Genomic DNA, 17,798 nt, shown 5'->3' on the forward strand with positions numbered 1-17,798 from the left:
GTTACTCTAGTCCATGACCGGGTCCAGTTCAACACGCAAGTTGTTCAGGATGTATTCCTGTCTTTCCCGCGTGTTTTTGCCCATGTAGAAGGACAGCAGGTCTTTTACCTTGTGGGAGTCTTCCAGCCGGACGCGGTCCAGGCGCATCCCTTCCCCGATGAAAGCCTTGAATTCCTGGGGGGAGATTTCTCCCAGGCCTTTGAACCGGGTAATTTCCGGGTTTTTCCCCAGCAGGCTGATGGCTTCCTCCCTCTCTGCGTCCGAGTAGCAGTAAATGGTTTGCTGTTTGTTGCGCACGCGGAAGAGGGGGGTCTGGAGGATGAAGAGGTGTCCCTCCCGGATCAATTCCGGAAAGAACTGGATGAAGAATGTCATCAAAAGGATGCGGATGTGCATGCCGTCGTCATCGGCGTCCGTGGCGATGACTACCTTGTCATAGCGCAGTTCCTCCAGTCCGTTTTCAATATTCAGGGCATGCTGGAGGAAGTTGAATTCCTCATTTTCATAGACGACTTTACGGCTCATGCCGAAGGAGTTCAGCGGCTTGCCCCGCAGGGAGAAAACGGCCTGGGTTTCCGCGTCGCGCGCCGTAGTGATGGAGCCGGAGGCGGAGATGCCTTCCGTAATGAAGAGGGTGGTTTCCCCGGCGCGGGAGTGTTTGGAGTTGTAATGCACCCGGCAGTCCCGGAGGTTCTTGTTGTGAATTTTGGCCTTGCGGGCGTTTTCGCGCGCCAGCTTCTGGATACCGGAGAGTTCCTTGCGGTCCCGTTCGGAATCCTTGATTTTTGCTTCCAGAGCTTTGGCCGTTTCCGGGTTTTTGTGCAGGTAGTTGTCCAGCTCCCTGGCAATGAAGTTGCCCACAAAGGTGCGGATGGTTTCCCCTTCCGGGCTGATGGTGTTGGACCCCAGCTTGGTTTTGGTCTGGGATTCGAAGACGGGTTCCTTTACCTTGATGGAGATGGCGGCTACGAGGGAGGAACGGATGTCCCCCGCCTCATAGTTTTTCTTGAAGAAGTCCCTCAGGGTTTTGACGATGGCTTCCCGGAAGGCCGCCTGGTGGGTGCCTCCCTGGGTGGTGTGCTGCCCGTTGACGAAGGAGTAGTGCTCCTCCCCGTATTGGCCGCCGTGGGTGAAGGCCACTTCAATGTCATGCCCTTCCAGATGGATGATGGGGTACAGGGGGGCCTCGCTCATCGCTTCCGCAAGCAGGTCCAGCAACCCGTTTTTGGAGATGTAGCGGCGGCCGTTGAAATGCAAGGCCAGCCCTTTGTTGAGGTAGGAGTAGTATCTGCACATTTTTTCGATATACTCCGGCCGGAATTGCGTGGCCGCGGGAAAGATGTCCGGGTCCGCGTGGAAAGCCGTGCGGGTGCCGTTGGGTTCCTCCGTGGCTCCGTCCTTCCGTCCCTTGGGGATTTCCTTTCCGCGGCAGAACTGGTAGGAACGCGTTTCCCCGTCGCGATAGGCCTGGATTTCAAAGAAGTCGGACAGGGCGTTGACCGCCTTGATGCCCACTCCATTGAGGCCTACGGATTTTTTGAAGGCGTCGCTGTCATATTTGGCCCCGGTGTTGATTTTTGCGGCGCAGTCCAGCAGTTTGCCCAGCGGGATGCCGCGGCCGAAGTCGCGCACTTCGCACAGGCCGTCCGGAGTCACGTCAATGGTGATTTTTTTGCCGAACCCCATCACGAATTCGTCGATTGAGTTGTCGATGACTTCTTTCAGAAGGACGTAAATGCCGTCGTCCGGGGAGGCTCCGTCACCCAGTTTGCCGATGTACATCCCCGGGCGCATGCGGATGTGTTCCCTCCAATCCAGGGTTTTGATGCTGTTTTCGTCGTAGGCCATGTGCAACGGGGTCGCGCTTATTATAGCGGCGCCCCCGGAATTTGCGAAGAAAAAATGAGGGGCTGTCCGTCTGCGTTCGATGGAGCTTGACCCGGAGGCCGTCCCTTGGTGGAATCCACGGCGTATGATCAGTTGCAAGGCTCCGTGCAAAGTGAACGTTTCCCTCCGCGTTCTGGGAAAGAGGCCGGACGGCTTCCATGAGGTGGATACCGTGATGGTTCCCTTGGATTTGTGTGATGTGCTGGAGTTTTCGCCGGCGGCCTGTCTGGAGATGAGCTGCGACGCCCCGGGCGTGCCTCTGGATGAGAGCAACCTGGTCATGAAAGCGGGCCGGCTGATGGAGCGGGAGCTGGGAAGGCCCATGCCGTGGCATGTCCGCCTGGTGAAAAAGGTGCCCCATGGCGCGGGGCTGGGCGGCGGCAGCAGTGACGCCGCATGCGTGCTGTGCACCCTCAATGAGCTGGAACGCGGAGGTTTGTCCCGGGAGCGCCTGGCGGAGCTGGGCGGGGAAATCGGTTCCGACGTGGGGTTTTTCATTTATGGCGCGGCGAGCCGCTGCACCGGGCGCGGAGAGAAGGTGGAGCCCTTGCCGGAGTGGAAGGGGTGGCGTCCCCGGGTTGTCTTGTTGAAGCCGTCGTTTGGTGTCTCCACGCCGGACGCTTACCGCCGCTGGTCCGGTTCCAGGGAATTGCCCGGCATTCCCTATGGGGAGCAGGATGTGGACGGCCATGTGCTAGTCAATGATCTGGAAAGGCCTGTGTTTGAAAAGCATTTATTCCTGGCGGAAGTGAAGCGCTGGCTGATGGGGCGGCCCGGGGTGCGCGGCGCCATGATGTCCGGTTCCGGTTCCACCATGTTCGCCGTGGTGGAGGATGAAGGAACCGGACGCGCGCTGATGGAGGATGCCGCCCGGGAGCTGGACCCCACTTTATGGATGTGGTCCGGCCTGGTGATGCAGGATGACGCGCGGTAAAAACGTGATTCCGCAGGAGGCCTTGCCTTGACGGAGGGGGAGGCATGCCGTTACACTCCGTCCATGATTAAGAGTTTGTTGGCAGGCATGATGGTGGCGGCTGTATGCGCCGTCCAGGCCGGTGAATATGGGGACAGCGCCGTCCGGGCCGCCCGGGAGCTTTCCGGGGCGGTGAAGACGGGCGACATGATGTGGATGATTGAGAAGATGTACCCGCCCATGAAGAAGCAGCTTGTTGCTTCCTTTCCAGGCGGGGAGGCCTCCTTCATGGAGACCATGAGGGAAAAGATGCAGGCCGCCGCCGCCGTGATGAAGGAACGCGGCATGGTGGTGGAGACGTATGAAATAGGCCAGCCTGCGGCGGAACATCTGGTGAAGGGCGGCGGGGAGGTGCTGGTGGTGCTTCCCACGCGGATGGTCATTTCCATGAAGCGTCCGGACGGGGTGCCCGTGAAGGTGGAGAATACCGGTGTTCTGGTGCTGGTGAAGGATTTGAAGGATAAGGGGCCCTGGACGTTCATCGACGCTTCCAGAATGAATGCGAACGGCTTGCGCTCCATGTTCTATGACCTGCCTGAAAAGGTGAATCTTCCGCCGGTTTCTTCCCGCCAGCTTCCCGTGGGCCAGTAAGGGGGGGCAGGTTCCCACATATGAAGGCCGCCGGGGAAGAGGGCATGGAAGGCGTCAGCGCTTTTGAGGCTTATGTCCACCGGGCATTTGCCCCGGACGGATTGTTTTCCCGTGCCAGGGATTTTGAGTACCGGGCGGAGCAGCAGAGCATGGCCCTGGCTGTGGCGAGGGCGCTCCAAGTGGATGCGCCGCTGCTGGTGGAGGCCGGCACAGGCGTGGGCAAGTCCCTGGGGTATTTGCTGCCGGCGGTGAAGTTTGCTTTGGATTTTGACCGGAAGGCGGTGATTTCCACGCATACCATCAATTTGCAGGAGCAGTTGTTCAACAAGGATATTCCGCTGCTGCGCACCGCCCTGGGGATTGATTTTTCCGCCGCCCTGCTGAAGGGCAGGCAGAATTACCTGTGCCATACCCGCCTGCGGCGCGCGCTGGCGCAGATGGATTCCCTCTTTACGCAGGGTGAGGCCGCGGAGTTGAAGAGGATCCAGGACTGGGCCCTGAGAACGCAGGACGGCACCCTGAGCGATATGGCATTCCGGCCGTCTTCCAAGGTATGGGCCATGGTCTGCAGCGAACCGCATGCGTGCAGCATGCGCCATTGCGGCCCTTCCTGTCCGTACCAGGCAGCCCGCAAGCGGGTTCTGGAGGCCAAAGTAGTGGTGCTTAACCATACCCTGTTTTTCGGGCTGATGGCCCAGGCGGAGGATTCCGAGGAGGCGGGGTTCGTGTTTCCCGGGGATTTTGTGATTCTGGACGAGGCTCACATGATTGAGAACATCGCCGCCCGCCAGCTAGGCGTCCAGCTCTCGGAACCGCATTTGAATTATGAATTGCTGCGGATGTACAATCCGCGCACGCACAAGGGGTTGCTGAAACCGCTGAACAATCCGTCCCTGTTTCAGCGGGTTCAGGACGTGATGGACGCCTCCGGCCTGTTTTTCCAGAATGCGCGGGATGACCTGGGGTTTGCTGGTTCCGGAAAGATTGTCCGCATTCTTCAGCCGGAGTGGTCGCAGGATATTCTTTCTCAGCCTTTGATGGAACTGATCGGGGAATTGAAAACGGAGAGGGAGAAACAGGAGGAAAATGCAGCCGTGAAGGATGAACTGGCGGATATGGCCGCCCGGATGGAGGAGGCGCAGGCTTCCCTGAAGGTGCTGATGGACATGACGGAGGAAGGTCACGTATATTGGGCGGAGCGTTCCGGTCCGGATGGAAGGAACATGAGCGTTTGCTCCGCTCCCGTGGAGGTGGGAGATATTTTGAGGGAACGCCTGTTTTCCGCCGGACGTTCCGCCATTCTGACTTCCGCCACGCTGGGGACCGGAGATGCGGACATGAGTTATTTTGCGGGGCGCGTAGGGGCGGAACGCATTCGGAAGCTTCAGATCGGAAGCCCGTTCAATTACCGGGAGCAGATGCGGCTGATTGTAGCCCGCTCCATGCCGGAGCCGGACCAGCCGGAGTATGCGGAAGTTTTGCCGGAATGGATTAAAAGGTATCTGGCGGAGTCCCGCGGCAGGGCTTTCGTGCTGTTTACCAGCTATCGTCTGATGGTTCAGGCGGCGGAGAAAGTGCGTCCTTTTTGCGAGGAACAGGGATGGACGCTGTATGTGCAGGGGCAGGATATGCAGCGGCATGCCATGCTGGAGGCGTTCCGGAAGGATGTGGACAGCGTGCTTTTCGGAACGGACAGTTTCTGGACCGGGGTGGATGTGCCGGGAGAATCTCTTTCCAACGTTATTGTCACGCGCTTGCCGTTTGAAGTGCCGGATCATCCGCTTGTGGAGTCCCGTTTTGAGAGTATCAGGGAACGCGGGGGGAATCCGTTTTACGAATATTCCGTACCTGTAGCCATTCTGAAGCTGCGGCAGGGGGTAGGGCGGCTGATCCGCACCAGGAGCGATTCCGGCATGGTGGTGATTCTTGATCCGCGCGTAGCTACCAAGAGGTATGGAATGCGTTTTCTCAAGTCCCTGCCGGAGGCCCGGCTGGAGTTTGTATGAGTTTTTTTCAGGATGCCCCGGAATTGTTCCGTTGCCTCTCCTGCCGCATCAGGAGGTAGCTGAGGGGTTGTTCCAGGCGCGCTTCTTCCAGAAGGGAGCGGTCCGCAAAGATGTCGGGAACGGGAGCGTCTGCCAGGATGGAACCGTCTTTCATTACGATGCAGCGCGTGCACAGATCCATGACCATGTCCAGATCATGGGTAGCAATGATTTTGGTATGGGTGAATTGGCGCAACAGGCTGATGAGGGTACGGCGGGAGGCAGGGTCCAGGTTGGCGCTCGGTTCGTCCAGCACCAGGATGTCCGGACTCATGGAGAGGACCGTGGCGATGGAGACGGCCCGTTTTTCCCCTCCGGAAAGATGGTGGGTCATTTTGTCTGCCAGGGCTTCCGCATGGACATTCCGCAGGGCCTGTTCCACGCGGCGGCGGATTTCCTCCGGGGGGAGCCCCATGTTGAGCGGCCCGAAGGCCACGTCTTCCCGGACAGTAGGCATGAATAGCTGGTCTTCCGCCTGCTGGAAGACCATTCCCACGCTTTCCCGGACGCGGGCGACGGTTTTGGGGGTCACGGGAATGTCCCCTACCCGTACCTGGCCGGAAGAGGGGGTCAGCAGGCCGTTGAGGTGGAGCAGCAGCGTGGATTTCCCTGCGCCGTTTCCGCCTACGACGGCGACGGATTCCCCGTGGGTGATGCGCAGGGAAACGCCGTTCAGCGCCGGAGGGGAATCCGGGTAGCTGAAACACAAGTCAATAGTTTCTACAAGGTGGTGGCTCATGGGATGAGGCTGCGGGCGTACTGGCCCGCGAGCATGGTGATGTTGAAACAGCGGAACAGAATGACGAGAATGCAGAAAAGAAGGCCTCCCGCTGCGCCACGGCCAGTGATGACGCTGCGGGAATTGACGAATTCAGGATCTTCCCCGCCTCTGCACAGGACGGCCTGGTAAATGCGTTCCGCCCGCCCGAATGCCCGCAGCAGAAGTTGTCCGGCCATGGCCCCCCACGTGGAAAGAGGGATGGGCCCGGAGCCTCCCCGCCGGGAGCGGAATGCCATCAGCATATGTTGGCATTCATCCACCAGGATAAAGGCGTACCGGTACAGGAAGGTCATCAGCGTGATTAGAATGCGCGGAGCGCCGAGCTGCCTCAGGCCGCGGCAGAGAGGCGCAAAGCCTGTGGAGGCCAACAGCGTGAAGGCGCCCAGGATGGTGAGCATGCACCTCAGGATGATGGAGATGAAGGAGATCATGCCCTGCGTGACGGGAATGCCGAACCATTCTCCCATGGGAGTTCTGTCCACCAGAGGGTTGAAGAGGCCTATCATGACGGCGACGGGCAGCAGCCACAGGGTACGTTTCAGAAGGTAGCCCAGGGGAAGGCCCGCCAGGCGGATGACACAGACCGGGAACAGGAAGAAAGGCAGGAGTCCCGTAATTTCCTGCGGAGGCCAGGAAAGAACGCAGATTTGATAGACGAGGAAAGCTCCGATTTTAATGCGGGCGTCCAGACGGTGGATGCCGGTATTTCCGCAGGAAAACCGATCCATCTGGCGGAATTGCTGCGAGGCGTCCGTAAACAGTGGCATGGGGAGGGTCAGCGGGGGCAGTGGCTGTGCGGTTTTCTGCCGAACAGGAAACCGGCCGCAAAAATAAGGGCTGCAATAATGGCGCTTCCCAGCACGCCGGCCATGCTCGTTTCAGGGTTGACAATGGAGGAGGAAGCTTCCGTTTCTGCGGTGTTTGCCCCGTCATCAGCGGGAAAGGCGTAGTCCGGCATAATGGCGGTGGCCTCCTGTACGGTTTCCAGGTTCCGGTGGAGGGGGGACGGTTCCGCCAGCCTGGTTTCTTCCGACCCGGTGACTCCGGCTACAGACCATTCCAGTCCGTCAGGATAGGCGGAGGCGAACCAGGAGAGGGCGGCTCCGCAGAGCAGGGCCGCTACCGCAAAGATGCCCAAAACGGTCCAGGATGCTTTTTTGACGGTTCCGGTTTCCAAGTCGGCCGGGCGCAGCAGGGACGGCTGTGCCTTGCTGATGAAGATGACGACGGCTGCCGTAGCAAGGCCTTCTACGGCGCCGATGGCCAGATGAATGGGCAGCATCAATTCAACAAATTGGGCGAAGGGCAGGGCTGAGATGCCGGAGGCCGTTGTTTCCAGAACGACGGAGAAAGCCCCCATCTGGAGCCCGATGACGGCGGCGATGACGCTGGCCAGCGTGATGCGGCCCGTGCCGGTTTTTGTTCCGGCCAGGGGCCTGTAAATGAAAGGGTAAGCTACCAGGCAGGAGAAAAACCCCATATTGAAAATATTGCAGCCCAGGGCCAGCAGCCCCCCATCCGCAAAGAAAAGGGCCTGCACCGTCAGGATGGCCGCCATGACCAGGAACCCCGCATACGGCCCCAGAAGGACCGCCAGGATGAGGCCGCCGCCCAGATGGCCGCTGGAGCCGGTGCCCGGAATGGTGAAATTCAGCATCTGGCAGGCAAAGATGAAGGCTCCCAGCACGCCCATGAGCGGGACGAGCCGCATTTCTTTTTCCTGCCTGACCTTACGTGTGCAGAGCGTTGTAATTGCAGCGGAAGCCGCCCACATGGTGCAGCCTACCGCCGGTGAGATGAAGCCGTCCGCCATATGCATGATGTTGATGCCTTTCTATTGAATAGTGTGAAGTATTGCTGAAAGCCCCGTACCGGGCAGATTGGCACCACTTTAGCATAAACGCCGCAAAGCCGAAGAAGGAAATGCGGCAACGGAGGAAAGTATGTTCCTTCCGCTTCGCGGTTTTGGTTCCCGTGCGGAGCCGGTAAGGCCTGTTTCCGGCAAAAGAGCCTTTCCGGAGGGGGGACGGAAGGGAGGGCGCGTTTCTTCGGGTGCATCCGGCGGCAATTCATCTGCCGTCCCGTTCCGACAAAGGGTGTGGACGGGTTGGGCGTGATGCAGGCGGGAAAACTGTCTGCTAGACGGGACCCATGATGAATTTTTCCATAGCCAGGTGTTTGTTTTCCATAGGAGGATGCACGACAATCCTGGGCAATATTTCCGCAGACACGGCCGTGTCTTCCGCCGGAGCCATCGGAGGCCTGGGCGTTCTGACGATTGCCGTGAATTACACGCTGAATCTGCTCAAAAAGAAGGATGAGCAGTTGATGGCGAAGGATGCCCGCATTGAAGCCCTGATGGACCGCCTGATTGACAAATGCCCGAATTGCGAGCTGGCGAAAGCAGCCAACAAGTCCCTGCTGGATGATGAATGACGGCAGGCGGGGAGACTATCTCCCGTCAGCGTCCGTCATGCGGGTGTAAATCTCCCGGGTTCCGTCCGTGTTCAGAATCAGCGTGTTTCTGCTGAGACTGTCAATGGTGGAGGTAGCGGTGAAGAGGGAGGAGTTGCCGTTTCCCATGCTTTTCCCCGTCAGGATCAGGCGGCTGCCGTCCAGCTGCCAACCTTGGTAGAGAAGCGTGTGCATGTTGATGGAAACGGCCCTGCCGTCCGGCAGGAGCTGCATTCCCTGCACATGCCCGGGCTGCCCGGGGACGGGCTGGATCCAGGAGCCGGAGAGGCGGGCGGGAGTGGGCTGCATGGAGCAGGATGCCGCCAGCAGGAACAGGGCCGGGAGAAAGAGGGAAAATTTCACGGCGGGGGAGTCAGCGTTGTTCCCGGATGATTTCCGTGCCGATGCCGTCCGGAGTGAAAATTTCCAGCAGCAGGGTGTGGGGAAGGCGTCCGTCAATGAAGTGCACTTTGCGCACACCTGCGTTCAGGGCGTCAATGGCGGAGTGGATTTTAGGTATCATGCCGCCGGATACGGTGCCGTCCTTGATAAGGTCGAGGGCTTCCGTACGCGTGACGGATTTGATGAGGGTGGAGGGATCCGAAGGGTCTTTCATAATTCCGGGGACATCGGAAATATAGATGAGTTTCACCGGCTTGAGTTCCTTGGCAAGGGCGGCGGCTGCCAAGTCTGCGTTCACATTGAGCGGTTTATGGGTGCCCAGTTCTTTTGCCAGCGGAGAGACGATGGGGGTGATCTGGAGTTCCAGCGCTTCCGTGATGCGCTCCGTCAGGCAACCGATGACGTTGCCCACTTCACCGATATCTATGGGGTTACCCTGTTCATCTTTTTCATGGATGCGTTCCCCAACGAAGATTTCCGTGCCGGGAATGCCTACGCCCTTGCCGCCGTAGTCGCGGAACATTTGAACCAGACCAGGATTGATGGTTCCGGAAAGGGTGCGTTCCACAATGGAAATGGCTTCCGGAGTCGTGACGCGAAGCCCGTTGACGAAACGGGCTTCCAGCCCTGCCTCCGCCATCGCCTTGGAAATGGCTTTGCCCCCGCCGTGGACAATCACGGGGTTGAAGCCCAGGACTTCCAGCAGAACGATGTCCCGCATGAGCTTTTTGACCAGGCGGGCGTCATCCATGGCGCTGCCGCCGAATTTGATGAGGAATGTTTTGTCCCGGTAGGCCTGGAGGTAGGGGAGGGCGCCGACAATGACGGAGGCCTGTTCAATCAGGCGGGTGATTTTGGAGTCCATGTCAGTAATGAAACGGTAGGAGTTTTAACGGAAGGAGAGGGAGATTTTGAGGCAGGACCCGTTCAAAGCAGGCGCCTGCTTCTGAAGTAAACCAGGGGCAGGATGATGGAAACGAGCATGACTACCAGGGAGATGTAGTAGCCGTATTCGTTTTCCAGGCCGGGCATGTGGGCGAAGTTCATCCCGTAAATGCTGGCAATTAACGTGGGGGGCATGAAGACCACGGCCGCCACGGTGAAGATTTTAACGATTTCGTTCTGTTCGATGTTGATGAGTCCCAGAACGGCGTCCAGCATGAAGTTGACGTTGCTGGAAAGGAAGTTGGCGTATTCGGAAAGGGAAGTGACGTCCCGGCTTAGAGGACGCAGCTTGATGTACAGCGTGGAGTTGGTGTCGTCCAGGGCCTCTTCGTTGCTGGCGTACGTGAGCAGGCGCAGAAGGTTGACCAGGCAGTCCCGCTGGCGGGTGAGCAGGTCGCCCACGCGGCCCAGGTCCTGGAGCGTCAGGCGCAGGGCGCTGGAGACGGGCACCCGCTTGCTGGTCTTGCCTTCAGGTTCGTCCCTGCGGAAGATGTTTTTGGAAAGGCGGTCCAGTTCCGCGCCGAAACGTTCCAGCACGTCCGCCTGGCGGTCCACGATGGTTTCCAGCAGGCCGGTGAAAACCTGGTCCCGGCTGATTTGCTTCTGGCGCAGGAGCTGGTGGGAAAAAACGCGGAAGGAATAGGAGTCCGAATGGCGGATGGTGATGATTTTCGCCCCCATGAGGACGAAGGTGATTTCCGACAGGGAGGGGGATTCCGTATCCACGCGGCTGAGAACCGTGGTGGTCATGAAGCGCGCTCCGTCCTCCGTGTACAGACGGCTGGTGGCCTCAATCTCCCGCATTTCGTCATAGGTCGGCATTTCCAGCCCGCAGAGGCGTTCCACAAACTTGATTTCCGCCGGTTCCGGGGTAAGGAGGTCAATCCAGAAGACGGAATCCAAGTGTTGTTCCGCCGCATCCACCTGGGTGGTGCGCTCAATGCCTTCCGGGGTTTGACGATAGAGCCGGATCATGCCGTTGATTTCGGTGGGGGGATGGAACGATGCCGTGCATGAGGTTGAGTGACACCCAACGCAGGCATGATGCCTTGTTTGTTCAGGGAAGGGAAGTAAAAAGGGTGACAAAAAGAGGCCCGGTCCCCAAGGTGGGAACCGGGCCTGCCGGAAAAGGGATGCGCGCCTCTTAGGCGTTTTCCTTGACGACCACCTTGAGCGTGGCTTCCACCTGGGGATGCACCTTGATGATGACTTCGTGTTCGCCTTCACTCTTGATCGGCTTTTCGAGTTCAATCGCCCGGCGGTCCACTTCCACGCCCTGAGCGGTCAGGGCATCGTGAATGTTCTGGTTGGTGATGGCGCCGAACGCCTTGCCGCCCTGGCCCACTTCAAGGGTGAGGTCTACGGTCAGTCCGCTGATCTTGGCGGCCACTTCCTGAGCGGCGCTGAGTTCTTCCGCTTCGCGCTTGGCGCGGGCGGCCTGAAGATTGGCGATGAAACGGCGGTTGGAGGCTGTTGCTTCGTGGGCCAGACCCTTGGGGATGAGGTAGTTGCGGCCATAGCCAGCCTTAACGGTCACCAGGTCGGCTTCTGCGCCGAGCCCTTCAATTTTTGTTGCGAGAATTACTTCCATCGTTGCCATGGCTAAAAAGAAATGGTTATTTGTGAGCGGTTGAAGTAGTAAGTATTCGCCCGAATGTCAAGACAAGAGCGATAAAAAGGGCGTTTTTTTATGTTTTGGGAGGAAAAATCCTCCCGGTTGTCATGATTGGTGACATTGCGCTTGCTTCACGCGGCAGTAGTATGTAGGGAAAGGAACCGCATTTATCGCGTTCTCTCCCGGAGGGGAGGGGGGCGCCCGCGGGTACATTACAGATATTTGATCTTATGGCTATTCAGCGCGCATTGATATCCGTTTCCGACAAGACCGGCCTGGAGGAGTTTGCCAAGGGCCTGCACGAGTTTGGAGTAGAGCTTATTTCCACTGGCGGGACCGCCGCTTTCCTGAAAGGCCTGGGCCTTCCGGTGATTGAGATTTCCGACTATACCGGAGAACCGGAGTTATTTGAAGGGCGCCTGAAGACGCTTCATCCCATGGTGCACGGGGGCCTGCTGCACCGCCGCGACAATGAGGAGCATGTGCGCCAGGCTAAGGAAAACGGCATCAAGCCCATCGACCTGGTCTGCGTGAATCTGTATCCTTTTGAAGAAACCGTCGCCAGGCCCGGAGTCACGCTGGAGGAAGCTATTGAAAAAATAGATATCGGCGGGCCGTCCATGCTCCGTTCCGCCGCCAAGAATTACGCTTCCGTCACGGTGGTTTCGGATCCCGCGGATTACGCGCGCATTCTGGATGAAATGCAGACCCACAAGGGGGATACGACCCTGAAGACCCGTGAAAACCTGGCGGTGAAGGTGTTTATGCGCACCTCCAATTACGATAACGCCATCACTAATTATCTTGGCCACCAGAGCGCGGAAAGCACCAAGGGCAGCTTCTGCATCTGCGCTCCCCTGTATCAGGAATTGCGTTACGGGGACAATCCCCACCAGGAAGCCAGCCTGTACGGCAGCTTCGGGGATATTTTCCACCAGCTTCAGGGCAAGGAGCTTTCCTATACGAACGTGCTGGACATTGAAGGGGCAGCCGAGCTGATTACCCAGTTCCGCCGCCCGACGGTGGGCATTTTGAAGCACACGAATCCCTGCGGCGTGGGCCAGGACGACGAAGACCTGCGCAACGCATGGCAGAAGGCTTTTGAAACGGATACGCAGGCCCCCTTCGGCGGCGTGATCGTGGTCAACCGCCCGATGACGGAAGGCCTGGCCCGTGTGCTGAGCGCCATTTTCACGGATGTCATCATCGCTCCGGAGTATGATGCGGAAGCCCGCGCCATTCTCCAGAAGAAGAAAAATTGCCGCATCATCCGCATGAACACGGAAGCCTGGATGAAGGCGCGCCGCGAACCCATCATCCGTTCCGCGCCCGGCGGGTTCATGACCATGAAGCGGGATACGGACGTGATGGGGCTGGACAATCTGGAAGCCAAGGTGGTGACCAAGCGCCCCCCGACCGAGGAAGAATTGACCGCCATGCGTTTCAACTGGCGTGTCGTGAAGCAGGTTCATTCCAACGCCATCGTTTTTGGCGGTACGGACCGCACGCTTGGCATCGGCGCCGGGCAGATGAGCCGTGTGGATTCCGCCCGCATTGCCGTCTGGAAGGCCGGGCAGGCCGGCCTGGATCTGAAGGGCAGCGTTGTGGCGTCCGACGCCATGTTCCCGTTTGCAGACGGCCTCCAGGTGGCGATTGACGCCGGAGCCACCGCCTGCATCCAGCCCGGAGGTTCCATCCGCGACGAGGAAGTGATTGCCGCCGCTGATGCCGCGGGAATTGCCATGGTATTTACGGGACACCGCCATTTCCTCCATTAATTTGAATGTTCGTCCCCGCCCCTTTGTCTTAAAACCGATATGCTGCTAGGTGTAAATATAGACCACATCGCCACGTTGAGGCAGGCCCGCTACGCGACCATGCTGGATTCCTTCAATGTGGAGCCGAGTGTTTTGGACGCCGCTTATGCGGCGCAAAGGGGCGGGGCGGATTCCATCACCCTCCATGTCCGGGGCGACCGCCGCCACATGCAGGATGCGGATGCCCTGAGCGTCCGGGAGAGCGTGGCCCTTCCCCTGAACCTGGAAATGGGAAATACCCCGGAGATGGTGGATTTTGCCCTGCGGCTGAAACCGGACTATATCTGCATGGTTCCGGAGAAGCGCGAGGAAATCACTACGGAAGGCGGCCTGGACGCCGTTTTTCATGAAAAGGATCTGGCTCCCACCATGGCAAGAATGGCCGACAACGGCATTCAGGTGAGCCTGTTCATTGATCCGGAAGTGCCCCAGGTGGAGGCTGCCGCCCGCCTGGGCGCCCCCATGATTGAGTTGCATACCGGATGTTTTGCCAACCATTCCGGCAGGGAGCGCACGGAGGAACTGGCCCGTTTGAAACGCGCCGCGGAACTGGCCCATTCCCTGGGTATCCAGGTGAATGCGGGCCATGGCATCAATTACCAGAATCTGGAACAGCTGCTGGCTGGCGTCCCTTACCTGCATGAGCTGAACATCGGCCATACGATTGTATCCCGCGCTCTTTTTGTGGGGATGGAGCAGGCCGTGAGGGAAATGCGCCAGGCGATCGACCGCCTGAGCTGATTGCGCCGTTTCAATTGATCCCGGTTGCCGGAGTATGAGCCGCATTGCAGGATTGGGAATGGATTTGGCGGATATGGAACGCGTACGCCAGGCCCTGCGGAAAAACGGGGAGGCGTTTGCGTTGCGCATCTGCACCCCTGATGAGTGGGCTTATTGCCGGAAGCACGCGGATCCCGTGCCGCATCTGGCGGCGCGCTTTGCGGCCAAGGAGGCCGTGGCGAAAGCCCTGGGAACGGGAATCGGGGCGAAGTGCGCTTTTACGGATGTGGAGGTGGTGCGCGGCGATGCGGGAGTTCCTTCCATTCTTTTGCACGGGGCTGCGGGAGTGACCGCCCGGGAGCTGGGCATTACGGGCTGGTTCCTGACCATGACCCATTCCAGGTTGAGCGCCGCCGCCACCGTTATTGCCTTGGCGCAATAAAAAAGCCGTTCCCTGGGAAGAAAGGAACGGCTGGCATTAAAGGAGGAAAGGGAAGTTATTTTCTCCTTCTGCGTGCGGCAAATCCCGCGAACGCAAGCAGAGACAATGCCGCTGTGGAGGGTTCCGGAACAGCGGCATAAGAGACGGAGAGCGAACTCAGTTTCGTGCCGTTCAAGCCGTCATTATTCCAACCGGGAGCACGATGTCCAATGCTGTACATCTCGTTTTGGGTATCTCCTCCGTCCGCGGTTCCGGTGTACCAGTCGATATCGCTGATAGAAACGGTTGCGGTGCTGGCGGCAGTACCATTATCAAGAGTAACGGTTACGTCATGTCCCAGGATATCAACGGTTACGTTTGTCCACGTATTTGCCGTCAGTCCGGCTTCTGCGATTGCTCCTCCGGAGGAGAGATTGCCGGAGTTGATGGCAACAGCCCCATTGCTGAGTCCCAGGCTGAAGCCGAATCCGCTGCGGGCAACGTGAATGATATTTTCAAGGGAATTGTTGCCTCCCCATGAGATGTCCATGGTGATGCTCATGGTCCCCTCCCCGGAAAGGGCTCCGTTCAGCATTTCCCGGAATACATTTGTACCGCGTTCGTCAAAGGTGGAACCGGTAAGAACCGTCCCCTTCTCTGCATCTTGGGCAGTATTGAAATTACCTGTAGCAGTTCCCCCCATGACGGCAGCCGCGGAGGAAAAATCCCATGTATAGGTAGCTGTCTCCGCCGCCTTTGCCGCACCACAGAAAAGCAGCCCTGCTGCCAGCGGCAAATATTTTTTAATGGATAGATTGATAGCCATATGACAATAGCACGTAATTGCAAAAAGATTCAACGATTTTCAAATTCGTTGAATGTTTTTCTATATTAACCCATTGATAAATAGGTTTTTGAAAATATCCCTATTACAAGATTGGTTTCTTTTTTCGTTTGTTTATTTTCACTGTTCCATACAGAAAACGAGAAAATTATAGATTTTTTTCTTGTAAAACGGATTTGAAATTCGTTGCTATGGAATAAAAGAGGCCGCCCTGTTAAAGGGCGGCCTCTGCCTTAAGAGTTTTTTCTTAAGTCAGGTGGACTTTTAAGAAAAGCTCTTGATGAGAAGCTGGCGCTGTTCTTCCAGTTCGGCCGGGAGCTTTTTGCCCACCTTGTCGAACAGCTCGGTCTGGCTTTCCAGTTCAGCCTGCCATTCGCTCGGGTTGAGAGCCATGTTGGCGTTGAACTGTTCTTCGCTGTAGTCGAGGCCCGTCTTATCCAGTTCGGCATAGGTCGGGGAGACGCCCAGCACGGTCTTCTGGCCTTCAGCCTTGCCCTTGGCGCGGCGCAGAATCCAGTCGAGAACGCGCATGTTGTCGCCGTAGCCCGGCCAGATGAAGTTGCCGTTCTTGTCCTTGCGGAACCAGTTCACGTTGAAGATCAGCGGAGGATTGGCAACGGTTTTGCCCATGTCCAGCCAGTGCTGCCAGTAGTCGCCCACATGGTAGCCGATGAAGGGAAGCATGGCCATCGGGTCGCGGCGGACCTGACCGATGTTGCCGAAGGCGGCGGCGGTCATTTCCGAACCCATCGTCGCACCGACGTAAACGCCGTGCGTCCAGTCGCGGGACTGGAAGACGAGGGGCATGGTGGTGGCGCGGCGGCCGCCGAACAGGATCGCGGAAAGGGAAACGCCTTCCGGGTTCTGCCATTCGGGATCAATCGTCGGGCACTGGGAGGCGGGGGCGGTGAAACGGGCGTTCGGATGAGCGCACTTGCGTCCGCAATCCGGGGTCCAGTCATTGCCCTGCCAGTCGATGGCGTGGGCGGGAGCGGGGCCGTCCATGCCTTCCCACCAGACGTCGCCGTCGTCGGTCAGACCGACGTTGGTGAAGATGACGTTTTCCTTGATGGTGTCCATGGCGATCGGGTTCGTCTTGTAGGACGTGCCGGGAGCCACGCCGAAGTAGCCGTTTTCCGGGTTGATGGCATGGAAGGTGCCGTCTTCATGGGGCCAGATCCAGGCGATGTCGTCACCGATGATGGAGGTTTTCCAGCCGGCTTCCCGGTAGGAGGCGGGGGGGACGAGCATGGCCAGGTTGGTCTTGCCGCAGGCGGACGGGAATGCGCCGCCGACGTAGGCCTTGGTGCCGTCCGGGGATTCAATGCCCAGAAGGAGCATGTGTTCAGCCATCCACTTGTTCTTGCGGGCGATGGCGGAGGCGATGCGCAGGGCCAGGCACTTTTTGCCGAGCAGGGCGTTGCCGCCGTAACCGGAACCGAAGGACCAGATTTCTTCCGTTTCCGGGAAGTGGCAGATGTACTTTTCTTCGTTGCAGGGCCACGGCACGTCAACCTGGCCGTCCGCAAGCGGAGCGCCCACGGTGTGGAGGCAGGGAACGAATGTCCCGTAACCGTCACGCTTCGGGTTGCCGCCGCCCTTGACTTCGTCTTCCAGGCGCTTGAGAACCTGTTCACCCATCTTGGTCATGATGCGCATGTTGGTCACGACATAGGGAGAGTCCGTGATTTCAATGCCGATTTTGGCCAGGGGGGAGTCCAGGGGACCCATGCAGAAGGGAATCACGTACATGGTACGGCCCTTCATGCAGCCATTGAAGAGGCCCTTCAGTTTGGCCTTCATTTCAACGGGATCAGCCCAGTGGTTGGTCGGGCCGGCGTCTTCTTCCTTCTCGCTGCAGATGAACGTGCGGTCTTCCACACGGGCTACATCGGAGGGGGTGGAACGGGCGAGGAAGCACCCGGGGCGCTTCTCGGGGTTCAGTTTGATAAAGGTGCCCTTTTCTACCATCATGTTGCAAAGCTCGTCATTTTCTTCCTGAGAGCCGTTGCACCAGTAGATGGAGTCGGGTTGGCAAAGCTGGGCGATTTCTTCGACCCACTTCTTAGCTGCTTCGTGAGTGGTACTCATGGTGAAGATAGTGTATGCACGGAAATAGCCGTTGGCAAGCTTCCCGTGCGGCTTTTTATGGGGCGGTTTTGTTTCTCCGGGCATGGAAACCGCATGCGGGGAAAGGCGTTGCCCTGATTGCCGGATGGCTGTGCGCGGGGGCTTTCTTCAGGATATCCCTTTTTCCTGCTGCCGTGTTTCGGAAAGGGTGAAAAAGACTGTTTTGACTGGAA

General features: G+C 58.4%; 17 protein-coding genes. 7 read left to right on the forward strand and 10 right to left on the reverse strand.

The window, feature by feature from the left end; all coding sequences use genetic code 11:
* Positions 1 to 6: 6 nt before the first annotated feature.
* Positions 7 to 1,848, reverse strand: coding sequence for a DNA topoisomerase IV subunit B (locus AMUC_RS06375; RefSeq protein ID WP_012420234.1), 1,842 nt, complete (start codon positions 1,846 to 1,848; stop codon positions 7 to 9).
* Positions 1,849 to 1,972: 124 nt separating this feature from the next.
* Between AMUC_RS06375 and ispE the strand changes: the two genes are divergently transcribed.
* The 3 genes from ispE (at position 1,973) to AMUC_RS06390 (ending at position 5,457) form a co-directional block, all read left to right on the forward strand.
* Positions 1,973 to 2,821 (forward strand): 4-(cytidine 5'-diphospho)-2-C-methyl-D-erythritol kinase, encoded by an 849-nt coding sequence (gene ispE / locus AMUC_RS06380; RefSeq protein ID WP_012420235.1) that lies wholly within the window; start codon positions 1,973 to 1,975, stop codon positions 2,819 to 2,821.
* 63 nt (positions 2,822 to 2,884) lie between these two features.
* Positions 2,885 to 3,451, forward strand: a complete 567-nt coding sequence (locus AMUC_RS06385; RefSeq protein ID WP_012420236.1) for a hypothetical protein — start codon at positions 2,885 to 2,887, stop codon at positions 3,449 to 3,451.
* A gap of 20 nt (positions 3,452 to 3,471) precedes the next feature.
* Entirely contained in the window at positions 3,472 to 5,457 is a 1,986-nt protein-coding gene (locus tag AMUC_RS06390; RefSeq protein WP_012420237.1) for an ATP-dependent DNA helicase, read from the forward strand.
* Positions 5,458 to 5,464: 7 nt separating this feature from the next.
* Here AMUC_RS06390 and AMUC_RS06395 read toward each other — a convergent pair whose 3' ends face one another.
* From AMUC_RS06395 to AMUC_RS06405, 3 genes are read right to left on the reverse strand one after another with little or no spacing between them, the layout of a single operon-like run.
* A complete protein-coding gene (locus tag AMUC_RS06395; protein WP_012420238.1) occupies positions 5,465 to 6,235 on the reverse strand; it encodes an energy-coupling factor ABC transporter ATP-binding protein in 771 nt (256 codons plus the stop codon).
* A complete protein-coding gene (gene cbiQ / locus AMUC_RS06400; RefSeq protein ID WP_012420239.1) occupies positions 6,232 to 7,044 on the reverse strand; it encodes a cobalt ECF transporter T component CbiQ in 813 nt (270 codons plus the stop codon). Before cbiQ ends, AMUC_RS06395 begins: the two co-directional genes overlap by 4 nt.
* Before the next feature lie 8 nt (positions 7,045 to 7,052).
* Complete coding sequence (locus tag AMUC_RS06405) at positions 7,053 to 8,096, reverse strand: energy-coupling factor ABC transporter permease (protein ID WP_012420240.1); 1,044 nt, start codon at positions 8,094 to 8,096, stop codon at positions 7,053 to 7,055.
* Positions 8,097 to 8,428: 332 nt separating this feature from the next.
* Between AMUC_RS06405 and AMUC_RS06410 the strand changes: the two genes are divergently transcribed.
* Positions 8,429 to 8,713 (forward strand): hypothetical protein, encoded by a 285-nt coding sequence (locus AMUC_RS06410; RefSeq protein WP_012420241.1) that lies wholly within the window; start codon positions 8,429 to 8,431, stop codon positions 8,711 to 8,713.
* 15 nt (positions 8,714 to 8,728) lie between these two features.
* Here the strand turns inward: AMUC_RS06410 and AMUC_RS06415 are convergent, their stop codons facing one another.
* From AMUC_RS06415 to rplI, 4 genes are all read right to left on the reverse strand, one after another.
* Positions 8,729 to 9,094, reverse strand: a complete 366-nt coding sequence (locus AMUC_RS06415; RefSeq protein WP_012420242.1) for a lipocalin-like domain-containing protein — start codon at positions 9,092 to 9,094, stop codon at positions 8,729 to 8,731.
* Positions 9,095 to 9,104: 10 nt separating this feature from the next.
* A complete protein-coding gene (gene argB, locus AMUC_RS06420) occupies positions 9,105 to 9,998 on the reverse strand; it encodes an acetylglutamate kinase (RefSeq protein WP_012420243.1) in 894 nt (297 codons plus the stop codon).
* A 62-nt stretch (positions 9,999 to 10,060) separates the two neighbouring features.
* The gene (locus AMUC_RS06425) at positions 10,061 to 11,053 is read right to left on the reverse strand and encodes a magnesium transporter CorA family protein (RefSeq protein WP_012420244.1); all 993 of its coding nucleotides are present in this window, start codon (positions 11,051 to 11,053) and stop codon (positions 10,061 to 10,063) included.
* A 169-nt stretch (positions 11,054 to 11,222) separates the two neighbouring features.
* Positions 11,223 to 11,678 carry a 50S ribosomal protein L9 gene (gene rplI, locus AMUC_RS06430; protein WP_012420245.1) on the reverse strand — a complete coding sequence of 152 codons (456 nt, stop codon included), beginning with the start codon at positions 11,676 to 11,678 and terminating at the stop codon, positions 11,223 to 11,225.
* A 245-nt stretch (positions 11,679 to 11,923) separates the two neighbouring features.
* Here rplI and purH point away from each other — a divergent pair, with 245 nt between their 5' ends.
* From purH to acpS, 3 genes are read left to right on the forward strand one after another with little or no spacing between them, the layout of a single operon-like run.
* On the forward strand, positions 11,924 to 13,471 hold the full coding sequence (gene purH, locus AMUC_RS06435; protein ID WP_012420246.1) for a bifunctional phosphoribosylaminoimidazolecarboxamide formyltransferase/IMP cyclohydrolase: 1,548 nt from the start codon (positions 11,924 to 11,926) through the stop codon (positions 13,469 to 13,471).
* Between the two features lie 39 nt (positions 13,472 to 13,510).
* Positions 13,511 to 14,251, forward strand: coding sequence for a pyridoxine 5'-phosphate synthase (locus AMUC_RS06440; RefSeq protein ID WP_012420247.1), 741 nt, complete (start codon positions 13,511 to 13,513; stop codon positions 14,249 to 14,251).
* A gap of 34 nt (positions 14,252 to 14,285) precedes the next feature.
* On the forward strand, positions 14,286 to 14,672 hold the full coding sequence (gene acpS, locus AMUC_RS06445) for a holo-ACP synthase (RefSeq protein WP_012420248.1): 387 nt from the start codon (positions 14,286 to 14,288) through the stop codon (positions 14,670 to 14,672).
* Positions 14,673 to 14,727: 55 nt separating this feature from the next.
* Here the strand turns inward: acpS and AMUC_RS06450 are convergent, their stop codons facing one another.
* Both AMUC_RS06450 and AMUC_RS06455 read right to left on the reverse strand, forming a co-directional pair.
* The gene (locus AMUC_RS06450; RefSeq protein WP_012420249.1) at positions 14,728 to 15,477 is read right to left on the reverse strand and encodes a PEP-CTERM sorting domain-containing protein; all 750 of its coding nucleotides are present in this window, start codon (positions 15,475 to 15,477) and stop codon (positions 14,728 to 14,730) included.
* Positions 15,478 to 15,759: 282 nt separating this feature from the next.
* Positions 15,760 to 17,586, reverse strand: coding sequence for a phosphoenolpyruvate carboxykinase (GTP) (locus tag AMUC_RS06455; RefSeq protein ID WP_012420250.1), 1,827 nt, complete (start codon positions 17,584 to 17,586; stop codon positions 15,760 to 15,762).
* Between the last annotated feature and the right edge of the window lie 212 nt (positions 17,587 to 17,798).

Origin of the sequence: Akkermansia muciniphila ATCC BAA-835 (assembly GCF_000020225.1) — a bacterium.
Classification (GTDB): Bacteria; Verrucomicrobiota; Verrucomicrobiia; order Verrucomicrobiales; family Akkermansiaceae; genus Akkermansia; species Akkermansia muciniphila.

Bases quoted from the DNA above. Each gene is read 5' to 3' on its own strand.
- AMUC_RS06375 (WP_012420234.1), bottom strand. From the start codon at position 1,848: ATGGCCTACGACGAAAACAGCATCAAAACCCTGGATTGGAGGGAACAC.
- ispE (WP_012420235.1), top strand. From the start codon at position 1,973: ATGATCAGTTGCAAGGCTCCGTGCAAAGTGAACGTTTCCCTCCGCGTT.
- AMUC_RS06385 (WP_012420236.1), top strand. From the start codon at position 2,885: ATGATTAAGAGTTTGTTGGCAGGCATGATGGTGGCGGCTGTATGCGCC.
- AMUC_RS06390 (WP_012420237.1), top strand. From the start codon at position 3,472: ATGAAGGCCGCCGGGGAAGAGGGCATGGAAGGCGTCAGCGCTTTTGAG.
- AMUC_RS06395 (WP_012420238.1), bottom strand. From the start codon at position 6,235: ATGAGCCACCACCTTGTAGAAACTATTGACTTGTGTTTCAGCTACCCG.
- cbiQ (WP_012420239.1), bottom strand. From the start codon at position 7,044: ATGCCACTGTTTACGGACGCCTCGCAGCAATTCCGCCAGATGGATCGG.
- AMUC_RS06405 (WP_012420240.1), bottom strand. From the start codon at position 8,096: ATGCATATGGCGGACGGCTTCATCTCACCGGCGGTAGGCTGCACCATG.
- AMUC_RS06410 (WP_012420241.1), top strand. From the start codon at position 8,429: ATGATGAATTTTTCCATAGCCAGGTGTTTGTTTTCCATAGGAGGATGC.
- argB (WP_012420243.1), bottom strand. From the start codon at position 9,998: ATGGACTCCAAAATCACCCGCCTGATTGAACAGGCCTCCGTCATTGTC.
- AMUC_RS06425 (WP_012420244.1), bottom strand. From the start codon at position 11,053: ATGATCCGGCTCTATCGTCAAACCCCGGAAGGCATTGAGCGCACCACC.
- rplI (WP_012420245.1), bottom strand. From the start codon at position 11,678: ATGGCAACGATGGAAGTAATTCTCGCAACAAAAATTGAAGGGCTCGGC.
- purH (WP_012420246.1), top strand. From the start codon at position 11,924: ATGGCTATTCAGCGCGCATTGATATCCGTTTCCGACAAGACCGGCCTG.
- AMUC_RS06440 (WP_012420247.1), top strand. From the start codon at position 13,511: ATGCTGCTAGGTGTAAATATAGACCACATCGCCACGTTGAGGCAGGCC.
- acpS (WP_012420248.1), top strand. From the start codon at position 14,286: ATGAGCCGCATTGCAGGATTGGGAATGGATTTGGCGGATATGGAACGC.
- AMUC_RS06450 (WP_012420249.1), bottom strand. From the start codon at position 15,477: ATGGCTATCAATCTATCCATTAAAAAATATTTGCCGCTGGCAGCAGGG.
- AMUC_RS06455 (WP_012420250.1), bottom strand. From the start codon at position 17,586: ATGAGTACCACTCACGAAGCAGCTAAGAAGTGGGTCGAAGAAATCGCC.